Here is a 12,084-nt window from a genome sequence, read left to right as displayed (position 1 = left end):
CAGGCGGGGAGAAGGGACACGCGGCGCCCTCCAGCGCACCATTTTATCGAACGCGCGCGGCCTACTCGTTCCCTCTCCCTGCCTGCGGGGAGAGGGTTAGTCCTCGGGTTAAACCCGAGGAGAGGGGGCAGCCCTTTGTTCAATCGGCGCGCTCAGCCGATCGCCATCAGGCTGGCATTGCCGCCGGCTGCAGCCGTGTTGATCGAGGCGGAAACCTCTTCCACGAGCCAGTTCAGGCAATAGGCGTCCGGGTTGCGGGCGATCTCCTCGCTCGATGCGGCCTGCACGAGCAGCAGCGGGCCGGGCAGGGCGGCGATAGCCTTGTTGACCGCGCGGATGCGCTCGGCGTCACCTTCGACCAGCGCACCGGCGAACGGGCCGTCGGCGGCCCAGTCCTTGGACCAGGAGACACGCAGGCCGACGGTCTGCGGCAGGTTCTTCAGCGAAGCCTGCAGACCGGAGGCGGCATCGATCGCGACGCTGTTGCCGGTCGCGAGCGCAGCGGCGAGCTGGTGGTATAGACCGCTCTCCGTCGCCGGCACGAGGAGGATGCGGCCGCGCGCATGGAGCGTATAGAGATTGCGTTCGCCGACGGGGCCGGGGAGTTCCAGATCCAGGCCAAGTGCCGAGCTGCTGCCGGCGTTGCGGGCCGCTTCGGCCTCCGCGCGCGCGCCTTTGCCGTCGAGCCATTTGGCGAAGTCGAGAAGGACCGGGTCCGTGTGCACCGAGCTGTGCTGCGGCGGCACCGGTGCGGTCGTAACCAGGCGGCCGAGATAAAGCGGACCGCCGGCCTTGGGACCGGTACCGGAAAGACCGCGGCCGCCGAAGGGCTGGACGCCCACGACCGCGCCGATGATGTTGCGGTTGATGTAGAGGTTGCCCGCCTTGATACGGCTCGTCACATGCGCGATCGTCTCGTCGAGGCGCGTGTGGAGCCCGAAGGTCAGCCCGTAGCCGGTGGCGTTGACGTCGTCCACCAGCCGGTCGAGATCGTCGCGCCGGTAGCGGATGACGTGCAGCACCGGCCCGAAGACCTCGCGTCGAAGATCGGAAAGCTTCTCGAGTTCGATGATCGTCGGCGGCACGAAGGTGCCCACTCCGGTCTCCGAGGCGAGCCCGATCTGCTCGACCTTGCGGCCGAGCCCGCGCATCCGCTCTATGTGCTTCTCGATGTTGTCCTTCGCCTCTGACGTGATGACCGGGCCGACATCCACGGAAAGACGATCGGTGCGGCCGATATGCAATTCGTGCAGCGCGCCCTTCAGCATCGTCAGGATGCGGTCGGCCACATCCTCCTGCAGGCACAGCACACGCAGTGCCGAGCAGCGCTGGCCGGCACTGTCGAAGGCGGAGGTGATCACGTCGCCGACCACCTGCTCGGCAAGAGCCGAGGAGTCGACGATCATCGCATTCTGGCCTCCGGTTTCGGCGATCAGCGGGATCGGCCGGCCGGCGGGCGAAAGGCGGTCGGCAAGCTGTGCCTGGATCAGCCGCGCGACTTCCGTCGATCCGGTGAACATCACGCCCGCGGTCTCGGCTGCGGCGACCAGCGCCGCACCGACGCGTCCGTCGCCCGGAAGAAGCTGCAGCGCGCTTGCCGGAATGCCGGCCTCATGCAGGATGCGCACGCCCTCGGCGGCGATCAGCGGCGTCTCTTCCGCGGGTTTGGCGAGCACGGGATTGCCGGCGACGAGCGCGGCGGCGATCTGCCCGGTGAAGATTGCCAGCGGGAAATTCCATGGGCTGATGCAGACGATCGGGCCGAGCGGCCCGTGGCCGGGGCCGAGCGTGCGGCGCGTCTGTTCGGCATAGTAGCGCAGGAAATCGATCGCCTCGCGCACCTCGGCAATGGCGTTCAGCGCCGATTTGCCTGCCTCGCGGATGATCAGCCCGAGAAGCGTGGGCATGCGGGCCTGCATCAGCTCGGCGGCGCGGTCGAGGCAGGCGGCCCGCTCGGAGGGCGGCACGGCCGCCCAATCCGGCGCCGCGTCGGCGGCAAGGCGCACGGCGCGCCGTGCGTCCTCTTCCGAGGTCTCGGTCACCGAGCCGACGACGTCACGATGGTCGCCGGGGTTCAGAACCGTCCGCGTCTCGCCGGCAGCGGGGCCGGTTGCGAGCTGCGGCAGGGCGGTCCACTTCATTGCCGCGCTTTCCCTCAGCGCTTCCGTAAGCGACGCAAGCGTTTCCTCGTTGGAAAGATCGAGCCCGGCGGAATTGGTCCGCGCATCGCCGAAGAGTTCGGCCGGCAAGGCGATCCTGTCGTGCTTGGCGCCGACGACCGGCATGGCGCGGACAACTTCGACGGGGTCGGCGATCAGTTCGTCGACCGAAACCTTCGGGTCGTTGATGCGATGCACGAAGGAGGAGTTGGCGCCGTTTTCGAGGAGGCGCCGGACCAGATAGGCAAGCAGCGTCTCATGGGTGCCGACAGGCGCATAGATGCGGCAGGGGCGATCGAGCTTGCCGCGGCCGACGACCTCTTCATAAAGCGGCTCGCCCATGCCGTGCAGGCACTGGAATTCGTATTTGCCCACGTGAAAGTCCTTGCCGGCCATGTGGTAGATGGCGGCGAGCGTCTGGGCATTGTGTGTCGCGAATTGCGGGAAGACCACATCGGTTGCGGCAAGCAGCTTGGCTGCGCAGGCGATATAGGAGACGTCGGTGTGGATCTTGCGCGTGAATACCGGGAAATCCGCGAGCCCGTCGAGCTGCGCCCGCTTGATCTCGGCATCCCAATAGGCACCCTTCACCAGCCGCACCATGATGCGCCGGCCGGAGCGCCGGGCAAGATCGATGATGAAGTCGAGAACGAAGGGGCAGCGTTTGCCATAGGCCTGCACGACGAAGCCCATGCCGTTCCAGCCGGAGAGATCGCGGTCGAGGCAGAGCTCCTCGAGAAGATCGAGCGACAGTTCCAGCCGGTCGGCTTCCTCGGCGTCGATGTTGAGGCCGATATCGTAATTCTTGGCGAGGAGAGCGAGCGCCTTCACCTTCGGCAGCAATTCGCCTATGACGCGCGCGGCTTGCACGCGGCTATAGCGGGGATGCAGCGCCGAGAGCTTGATGGAGATGCCCGGGCCCTCATAGATGCCGCGGCCGGCGGAGGCTTTGCCGATTGCGTGAATGGCGCTCTCATAGTCCTTGTAATAGCGTTCGGCGTCGGCGGCCGTGGTCGCCGCTTCGCCGAGCATGTCGTAGGAGTAGCTGAAGCCTTTCTCCTCGAGCTCCTTAGAACGTTTCAGCGCTTCGCGGATCGTCTCGCCGGTGACGAACTGTTCGCCCATCATCCGCATGGCCATGTCGACGCCGCGCCGGATCACCGGCTCGCCGCAACGCGAGATGAGACGCGTGAGCGCCGCCGCGAGGCTGCGGTCGTTGACCGTCGAGGTCAGCTTGCCGGTGACCACAAGTCCCCAGGTCGCGGCATTGACGAAGAGCGAACGGCTGCCGCCGAGATGCGATTTCCAGTTGCCGTCGGCAATCTTGTCGCGGATCAGCGCGTCGCGCGTCGCCGTATCGGGAATGCGCAGCAGCGCTTCCGCAAGGCACATGAGTGCCACGCCTTCCTGGCTCGAAAGCGAATATTCCTGCACCAGTCCCTCGACGCCGGAGCCACTATGCTTGCCGCGCAGCGCCTCGATCAGCTTGCGGGCGGTGCTTGCGGCGGCGTCCCGTATTTCCTTCGATTGCGTGGCCGCCTCGACGAGAGGCGGCAGGCATTCCGTTTCCGGGCGGCGGTAAGCGGCCGTGATCGCCCGGCGCAGCGTGCTTTGCGGCCGGACTGGCGGTGCGAAGTCGGCGAAGGGCGCAGGTGCGGCGTCGATCGCAGATTTCTGAAGCGGGTTCGGGCTCATTGAACGCTGTCCTCCACGGAACGGTAGCGGGCGCTTTCGACGCCCTGATGTCGTGGCAGAAAATACGCGTGCCATCGCCGAACATCCATCCGGCAAATTAGCCTTATGGCCGAATGTTTCTCCGCGACAGGCCGGACAAAAGGAGAACTATACGGAGCGCAAGCGAATGTTCCGGATGATCATAGGTCAGCATGCCGCCCCGAAAAGTTGCTCCCGCGCCATCAGGCACTCGTCGTCCCCCGGCATGCAGGTGCGACAGACGATGGGGCGTATGTCGTAGACCTTGCAGGCGACGGAACGGCCGAGCTTGCCTTCAAGCGCCGTGCAGCGGCCGCTCTCGCAGCGCATGCCGCCGAGATCCGCAGCCACATAGTCTGCCGGAATGCGCTCGAGCTCCTCCTCCGTCTCCAGCGAAAAGCGCGGCCAGTCGGCCGAATAGGCGCAGCAGGCGCCGCAGCTCTGGCAGTCGAAATTCTGATGGGCGGGAACGGATTGGCTCATGGCGCCAGCCTATCACGAAGCGGGTGGCGCCGGAATGCCTGCCTCTTGCGCCGGAAGGTCACGCTCCCACCGCGTCGCGCCTTGCTATCTCGTAGTCTTCCGTATGCACGAGCACGCCGTCGCCGGTCACCAGCGCTATGCCATAGGCCGCCGGCTCGTCCACCGAAAGGGACGCGTCCGCGGTGTCGAAGGGCATAGGCTGCTGGTGCACCGGACTTTTGAAGATCGAGAAGGGAATGCCGCGACTGGAGCCGCTGATGGTGCGGTGGACATGGCCGGCGAAGATATGACGAACATTTCCGTGCCGCTTCACCAGGGCGTAGAAGTCGTCTTCGTTGACGAGGCGGATCATATCGATGCCGGCAAAGCCGCTGATATGCGGCGGGTGGTGCATGAAGATCAGCGCCGGCCGGCCGCCGGCCTCTTCGAGTTGCCGGTCGAGCCAGGCAAGGCGCCTGTCGCATAGGTGGCCGGCGTGACTCACCGGATAGTCGTAGGGCGGTGCAAACAGCGTATCGAGCAGGATCGCGCGGCAATCGGCGAAATCGAGCACCTGCTGGACGAAGCCGTTTGCGTCGGTCGCCGCTTCCGCGAAGACGTCGAGAAACACATCGCGCCGGTCGTGATTGCCGATCATGAGCGCCGCCGGTGGGGTGAGTTCGCCGAGAAGCGCCTTCAGCCGCTCGTAGGAAGCGCGGTCCGCCCGATGCGTCAGATCGCCGGCGAAGATCACCCGGTCGGCATCCGCATGGTAGCGGTTGACGTGGGCGATGCCGTTTGCGAGCCGCCGGTACGGGTCCAGCCCGATGATCGTCTCGCCTTCGGGCACCATGTGGAGGTCGGAGAAAATGATGAGCTTCGTCATGTGCGTCCCGCGTTGATGTCTCGCGGGTCACGCTCCTGCGCCTGCTCGCAGGCGTCAAGCGGCATTTTCGGGCGGGTCGGACCTATGCGGAAGACCGGTCCGCCGCCCTCATCACTGCAATCCGTCCGTGGTCGCCTGCGCGAAGCGCCGGGCCGTCAGCAAATCGCCGGAGGACGTACCGGCCATGCCGCGCTCGGCAAGGAGATCGGCATAGCTGGCCATTGCCAGAGCATGGCCATTCCCAGCGGCTTCGGCGAGAATTCGTGCCGACTGCAGCTTCTGTCCAGCCCTGTCGAGAACGCGCGCGAGCTGGAACTGCGTCCGGGCGCCGCCGTTCTGATTATAGGCTTCCCGACAGGCGGAAAGTGCCACCCCGATGCGGATGTCCTCCGTCGCAACGGCGGGGAAAGCCCTGTTGCGTTCGAGATCGAATTCGCTACCGGCCTCGCGGTCGCATTGCTCGGCGGCGGTGAGATCGCCTGCACGCGCCGCGGAAGGCGCGGTCGCGACCAGAGGCAAGACCACGGCGGCCGCGAGCAGGTGATACAGGCTCGATCCAACGTGTTTCTTCATGGTGCTCTCCCTCTTACCGACACCATCCTAGGGCCGCCCCGACCCGGCATCTGTTCCGCGGGAAACAGCGGTGAAGGCGATGAAACGGTGAGTTGAAGCAGCCCCCAAGATGCGTCTTGCATCGGGCACGCCTCGGTCTATCCTCGTAAGGAGCCGGAGGCCGAACAGGGAGCGCTGCGAAACGCAGCGGAGAAGCCGATGCGGCAGTTCGAGATGAGGAGACGGATCTTTCTTGGCGGCCTGCTGCTTGCCACCGTATCGGGCGGCCGTTCGACGGCAGCAGCTCCGGTCGTGGGCAAGGCTGCGAAAATCCGCGGCAATGTCCGCCGCCGGCAGGGCGGGGACGAGGAACGGCTGGCGATCGGCGGCGCGGTTCTCGACAAGGACTATGTCCTGACGAGCAGCAACAGCTTCGCCGATCTCGCGCTCAGCGAAACGCGTATCCTGCTGGGGCCGCAAACGGAACTCCTGATCGACAGCTACATCGCCGGCCAGGGCGGAACCCTGGAGCTGGGCCTCGGCCGGATGGTCTTCGACCGGCCCGAAGGCTTGCCCAAGACGGACGTCGCGGTGCGCACCGCCTTCGGCATGATCGGCGTTCGGGGAACGAAATTCTTCTGCGGCCCGAGCCGAGCGGCTTTCGCGGTGTTCGTGGAACATGGCGTGGTATCCGTTCAGGGCGGCGGCGTTACACGAACAGTTGCGGCCGGCCAGGGCGTGGATATCAGCCGCCCGGGCGCTGCGCCCAGCGAACCGACGCGCTGGGGTCAGGCGCGAATTCGTCAGGCCTATGCGAGCGTCGGGTTGAGGTAGGGACGATAGCCGGCATCCCGCGATGCGGTTGCTGTCGATGTGTGCCCCTCATCCGCCTGCCGGCACCTTCTCCCCGCAGGCGGGGCGAAGGGGCAAGCAGCGCACGCTCGCTCCCTCTCACGCTGCGGTCCACAAGAGGAGAGGGGATTTGAGCGGGTGCCGCGGGGTCTCCTTCGCCCCGCTTGCGGGGAGAAGGTCGCGGCAGCGGGATGAGGGGCGGCGTTCCCTCATTCCGCTCCAAGGTGCTTGTTCAGCCCATCGCCCGCTACCGTAAATAGCTCCATCGATCCGAAGCCCCTGATGTCATGCCGGCCAAGGGATCTGAGCGCCGCCTTCGACTGCGCAGCCGCCGCCGGGCCGATGCAGATGGCGGTGCCGAGGAACTTGTTCGCCTCCTGAAGGCGAGCGGCGAGGTTCACCGCATCGCCATGGGCGGTGTAGTCGAGCTTCCCGCCGGCGCCCACCTCTCCCAGTACCGCCGGCCCGGTTTCAATGCCGATGCGGGTCCTGCCGAAACCGTGTTCGGCAAATTGCGGACGTCTGCGCATCTCCTCGGTCAGAGCATGGATCGCCGCGGCGCAGCCGATCGCCTTGTCTACGTGGCCGGGCAGGTCCTCGGGCGCGTTGAAGAGAGCATGGACGGCATCGCCGACGACCTTGTCGACCATGCCGCCATGCCCGGAGACGAGCGCGTTCACCTCGGCGAAATAGACGTCGAGCAGGGCCACGAGTTCGCGGGGACCAAGCTTTTGCGAAACTGTCGAGAAACCCTCGATATCGGTGAAAAGCGCCGTCACCGGGCGTTCCTCACCGGCCATGCGCCCGCGATCGGGCTCGTCTATGTAGCGCGCCACCACGGACTGCGGCAGATATTGCGAGAATTTCCGCCGGGCGATCGCCTCTGCGCGCCGCGTGCGCGCGAGCTGCAATGCGCTGGTGACGACGAGGACCGCAGCCAGTGCCAAGGATGTGCCGACCGCGTCGAAGAGCCAACCGGTGGAGGCATAGATCGCACCGGCAAAGGCGATTGTTGCGAGCACCGCCGCAGCGCCCAACATAAGGGATGCCATCGGGCGAAGCCTGGTTGCTGCATAGGCTGCAGCGACTCCCGCTGCGAAGGCGAAGACCGCCTCGATCAATGGCAGATTGCTGCCACGGTAAGGCACGAACCCCGTCATGATCGCATTGGCGATATCCGCGTGGATCTGAACCGATGGCTGGAGCGGCATGGAGGCGGTGGGCCGAAGGCCGCCAAGGCTCGGCATGCTGCTGCCGATCAAGACGAGCCTTCCCGCCAGACGGCTTTTCTCCAGGCGACCGGCGAGGATGTCGGCGGCAGAGATCGTGCGGGCGGCGATCGCCTCCTCGGAACTTGCGGGGAAACGCAGGTTGCCGCTCTCGTCGAGAGGGATGATCGCGTGATCGAGCCTCAGCCAGGCGGGTTCTCCGCCGAGAACGGGCGTGCTGCTGTCGGCGGCAAGCCGCCCCGCTTCGATGCCGAGCGCCGGGTAGGCATCGTTGCCGAGTATGGCGTAAGCCTGAACACGCCGGACCCGCGCATCCTCGTCGCCGACGAGAAAAGCGGCCGTCGCGGCCTTCGCCCGGTCCATGAATGCCGGGCAGGAGGTCTCCGCACCTTCAATAAACCACTGCGCGGGGACGGCCAGCTGGCGCCTGAGGGCCAGAGGCGGCACGGGGCGCGGCCGTTCGAGAACGCGGTCGGCCGCCAAGAAGCCGAGGGCCACCGGGGCTCTGCCGATCGCCGCAGCGAGCGCGGCGTTTGCGGGCGAAGCCGGGTCGCAGGCGGAACTGAAAACGAAATCGACGGCGATCGTCTTCGGCCCGGCCGCGGCCAGGTGTGAGATCAGATCGGCGGTTGCGGCCCTGTCCCAGCTGCCGCCATGCGCTTCATAGGCCTTACGATCGACGTCGACGACGATGATGTCCGGCGACCTCGGCGAGGGGACCCATTGGGTGAGACTGTCGAAAAAGAGTTCACGCTGGGTGTCGAGGATGGTTCCGGCATAGAGATAGAGCAGCAGCGCCGCGGCGAGGCTGGCGATGATCCCTCCGGAAAGCGGGGTTATGCGGTGATGCATCCTCGGCCTTACGCTCAACCGCTCCAAGTCTTTGAAACCGCCCGCTTTTGGGCAAGCGGCATCAATCCTCCTCCGGATCGGCGATGCTCAGCAGGCGACCCACATTGCAGCAGATGATGCCGTCGGCGCGCTTGATCGCACCGCTCTCCTCCAGCGACAGGATCGCGCGGTTCACCTTCGGCCGGCTCGCTCCGAGGATCGAGGCGATGTCCGTCTGGCTGAGCGTCAGCCGGAGATTGGCGCTTTGTGGCATCTCGCTACCGTGGATCTGGCGGAGCGTCGCCAGGAAGAAGCGGGCGACGCGGGCGTTGAGATCATAGAGCGCGATGGTTTCCAACCGGTCCGTCGTGTCGCGCAATTGCGCGCAGAGGAAGCGGATCACCGCCTCGGCGGTCTTCGGCCTCTGCGTGATGAGGGCGAGGAAATCCTTCTTGCCGATCACATAGCCCTCGGCGGCGGTGACGGCGGTCGCATCCGCCGATCGCGGCTGTCCGTCGAGCAGCGCCATCTCGCCGAACAGCGCCCCTGCCTCGTGCTGCCGCAACATGAGTTCGCGGCCTTGCGGCGTGAACAGCGAAAGCTTGATGCGTCCGGAAACCACCACGATCATGTAGTCGCCCTGGTCGCCGCGTTGGAAGATGACCGTGCCCGCGGACCATTTCCGGTAGCTGGCGATGCCCGATAGCTCGCACAAGGTTTCGCTGTCGAACTCTTCGAATATAGGGAAGGACCGCCAGAAGGCGGAACTCCGGATGACTTCAGCCATTGCGATTACCCCTGCGTTCCCCTTTACGCGTCGGGGAGTTTTGACTCTGTCGCCTCATCTTGCAACAGAAAAGCGCTTGTTTGGCCGACCGAGGCCAAAGCGGCAAGGCATCAGTTGACGACGAATCGATTCCGTCTCTAGATTGTGAACGATCTGTCGCCGGGCGGGCGGCTAGAGGATTTCGAAAAGCTTGTTATCTCTGCTGCCAACACGTTTCCCAACAGGAGCCTCGCGCATGTCCCAGAATGTCATCGTGCTCATCGGGCGCATTCTTCTCTCGATCATCTTCATAACCTCCGGCTTCGGCAAGCTCACCGACCCGTCGGCGACGGCCGGTATGATCACCGGTGCCGGTTGGCCTGCCGCAACGGCGCTCGCCTATCTCGCCGGTCTCTTCGAACTCGTTGCCGGTCTTGCGATCCTCGTCGGGTTTCAGACCCGTATCGCATCCTATCTGCTCGCCGCCTTCTGCGTGGTCACCGCTTTCGTCTTCCATAGCGGCGCAATCAACGTCCCGGACTTCCCGCCGGCTGCAAACGGTCTGCTGACGGTCTTCAACCAGATCATGATGATGAAGAACGTCACGATCGCCGGCGCCTTCCTGGTGCTGGCAGGCTTCGGCCCGGGCGCGCTTTCGCTCGATGCCCGCACCGGAAGGGCCGTTGCTGCCTGACCCAAGCATTGCCGATCGAAGCAGAACCCGCCGGCTTGCCGGCGGGTTCTTTGTTGCGTCACGATCTCAAGGGTAGATGACGCCCTTGCGCAGGATGACGTTGCCGTATAGCCGCGGTTCGCTGGTCTGCACCACCGCATGGGCCGCCTTCACCCGCTGATAGAAATCGGCTCCGAGCAAAGGAACGACCGGCTGTGCCGGCTCGTGTTTCCGACAGCAGGCAATGATGTCCCGATGCACCGGGTCGAGCGCATCGCGGTCCTGTTTCACGGTTGCCCGGAAGATCGCCTCCGGCACGAAATCGTCGATCGGCAGGATGCTCAATACGGCGTCGAGCACGGGGACAAGCGGGTGTCCGTCCAACCGGATGAGCCGGCGCGCGTGCTCCAGCCCGGGATAGTTTCCGTCGACGAGCGCAATCTCGTCGCCGTGCCCCATCGCTCTCAATGTGGAGAGAAGCTCCGGGCTCAGAATGGGGCTTATTCCTTTCAGCAACGGCTTAAAGCTCCTTGAAGAGGACATTGGTGTCCAGCAGATAGCGGGAGAAGAGCGGCAGGCTTGCGCCGCCGATCGCGCGGGCGTGGCTGCCGACGGTGCCTTCGACGAGGTCAGGAACCGTGACGCCCTGCAGGTCGAGCGTCTGGAGGGCCTTTCGCGTCGCGGCAAGAAGGCGCGCACGCACCCAGGGCGGAAAGCCGCCGTCGATCACGGCCGCCGAAAAATCGACGACGGAAACCGCGGAGACGACGGCTTGCGCAAGCGCTGCCGCCGCATCCTGGATCCATATTTCGAGCGGCTCGCCGAAATCGATCCAGTCGTCGGCGGAGTACCAGAGCGGCTCCGGGTCGATGCCGCGTTCGCGCAGGAGCTTTTCCAGGACGAAGACCGACGCGATTTTCAGCAACTGCGTCGACTTGCCGTCCTTGCCGGCGACAGGCAGCGGGCCGACGGCGCCGGCGGTGCCGGTTCGTCCGGAAAAGAGGGCGGAGTTGATCACGACGCCGCCGCCGATAAAGGAGCCGATATAGAAATAGACGAAATCGGGATAACTGGCGCCCACACCAAAGGCGAGTTCGGCACCGCAGGCGCTGGTTCCGTCGTTCTGAAGGAAGACCGGATGCCGGATGCGCGAGGCGACCGCCGCCTGCAGGTCGAAATTGCGCCACCTGTCCATCTCTTCGCGCGGCGCGCCGACTTCCTCCGACCAGTTCCACAACTCGAACGGCGTGGCGATGCCGACGCCGGCAATGCGGCCGCGCTCGCCGGGGCCAAGCTGTCCCTCGAGCTTGCCGATGCCCCCGACGATGAAGCTGACGATCTCCTCGGGCAGCGGATAGGTATGGATCTGATGCAGGTGCAGCCGGATGGTGCCGAGAAAATCCATCAGCACCAGATCGGCGCTGCGCCGGCCGATCTTCACGCCGAAGGAATAGACCGCATCCGGATTGAGCCGCATGGGGATGGAGGGCTGTCCAACCCGGCCGCGCACCGGCGCGCCGCGGACGAGCAGCCCGTCGGCTTCGAGCGACCGCATGATGACGGAGGCGGTCTGCGCCGATAGACCGGATCGGCGCGCGATCTCGGCCTTGGACAAGCTGCCGTGACGGCGCACCAGCGACATGACCAGCCGTTCGTTATAGGCGCGCACGCGCGTTTGATTGGCCCCGCCGCTCGGGTCGACCACATCCGGCTGGGGCGGCCCCGCATAGGGGCCATCTGTCAGTGACATGCCACCGTTTCCTCCCATTGGTACCGTACGGTTCCTCCCCGATCCGGGTACGGCCATGCAGTACCTTAAAGCTTTACCGCGATCGCACTCCGATCACGGCACCCGCTCGCTTCGCGTGGGGCTGTCCGCATCCGGCCCACGATCGTCGATGCCCAAATCCTCCCGCTCGGACCGAAGCGATACCACGTGCAGAATGCCACAACGAAATAAT

The 12,084-nt window shown here is 65.4% G+C and carries 10 protein-coding genes; 2 read left to right on the top strand and 8 right to left on the bottom strand.

Going from position 1 to position 12,084, the window contains the following annotated elements; all coding sequences use genetic code 11:
• Positions 1-152 precede the first annotated feature (152 nt).
• The 4 genes from putA to M1D43_RS11165 form a co-directional block, all read right to left on the bottom strand.
• Positions 153-3,854, bottom strand: a complete 3,702-nt coding sequence (gene putA, locus M1D43_RS11180) for a trifunctional transcriptional regulator/proline dehydrogenase/L-glutamate gamma-semialdehyde dehydrogenase (RefSeq protein ID WP_153313187.1) — start codon at positions 3,852-3,854, stop codon at positions 153-155.
• A 186-nt stretch (positions 3,855-4,040) separates the two neighbouring features.
• Positions 4,041-4,355, bottom strand: a complete 315-nt coding sequence (locus M1D43_RS11175) for a YkgJ family cysteine cluster protein (RefSeq protein ID WP_003531524.1) — start codon at positions 4,353-4,355, stop codon at positions 4,041-4,043.
• A 58-nt stretch (positions 4,356-4,413) separates the two neighbouring features.
• Positions 4,414-5,220, bottom strand: a complete 807-nt coding sequence (gene spdA, locus M1D43_RS11170) for a 2', 3'cyclic nucleotide phosphodiesterase SpdA (protein WP_013843885.1) — start codon at positions 5,218-5,220, stop codon at positions 4,414-4,416.
• A gap of 111 nt (positions 5,221-5,331) precedes the next feature.
• Positions 5,332-5,793, bottom strand: coding sequence for a sel1 repeat family protein (locus M1D43_RS11165; RefSeq protein WP_127638423.1), 462 nt, complete (start codon positions 5,791-5,793; stop codon positions 5,332-5,334).
• A 198-nt stretch (positions 5,794-5,991) separates the two neighbouring features.
• Here M1D43_RS11165 and M1D43_RS11160 point away from each other — a divergent pair, with 198 nt between their 5' ends.
• Positions 5,992-6,606, top strand: coding sequence for a FecR domain-containing protein (locus tag M1D43_RS11160; RefSeq protein WP_013843886.1), 615 nt, complete (start codon positions 5,992-5,994; stop codon positions 6,604-6,606).
• A 227-nt stretch (positions 6,607-6,833) separates the two neighbouring features.
• Here the strand turns inward: M1D43_RS11160 and cyaD1 are convergent, their stop codons facing one another.
• Both cyaD1 and M1D43_RS11150 read right to left on the bottom strand, forming a co-directional pair.
• Positions 6,834-8,705 carry an adenylate cyclase CyaD1 gene (gene cyaD1, locus M1D43_RS11155; RefSeq protein ID WP_153313186.1) on the bottom strand — a complete coding sequence of 624 codons (1,872 nt, stop codon included), beginning with the start codon at positions 8,703-8,705 and terminating at the stop codon, positions 6,834-6,836.
• A 61-nt stretch (positions 8,706-8,766) separates the two neighbouring features.
• The gene (locus M1D43_RS11150) at positions 8,767-9,471 is read right to left on the bottom strand and encodes a Crp/Fnr family transcriptional regulator (protein ID WP_003531516.1); all 705 of its coding nucleotides are present in this window, start codon (positions 9,469-9,471) and stop codon (positions 8,767-8,769) included.
• A gap of 235 nt (positions 9,472-9,706) precedes the next feature.
• Between M1D43_RS11150 and M1D43_RS11145 the strand changes: the two genes are divergently transcribed.
• Positions 9,707-10,144 carry a DoxX family protein gene (locus M1D43_RS11145; protein WP_003531515.1) on the top strand — a complete coding sequence of 146 codons (438 nt, stop codon included), beginning with the start codon at positions 9,707-9,709 and terminating at the stop codon, positions 10,142-10,144.
• A gap of 66 nt (positions 10,145-10,210) precedes the next feature.
• Here M1D43_RS11145 and M1D43_RS11140 read toward each other — a convergent pair whose 3' ends face one another.
• A complete protein-coding gene (locus tag M1D43_RS11140) occupies positions 10,211-10,639 on the bottom strand; it encodes an RbsD/FucU family protein (RefSeq protein WP_010968602.1) in 429 nt (142 codons plus the stop codon).
• 4 nt (positions 10,640-10,643) lie between these two features.
• Complete coding sequence (locus M1D43_RS11135) at positions 10,644-11,873, bottom strand: ROK family transcriptional regulator (protein ID WP_153313185.1); 1,230 nt, start codon at positions 11,871-11,873, stop codon at positions 10,644-10,646.
• Positions 11,874-12,084 lie beyond the last annotated feature (211 nt).

The sequence above is a fragment of the Ensifer sp. R1-3 genome (genome assembly GCF_056739175.1).
This window is presented reverse-complemented; position numbering and strand designations above follow the sequence as displayed.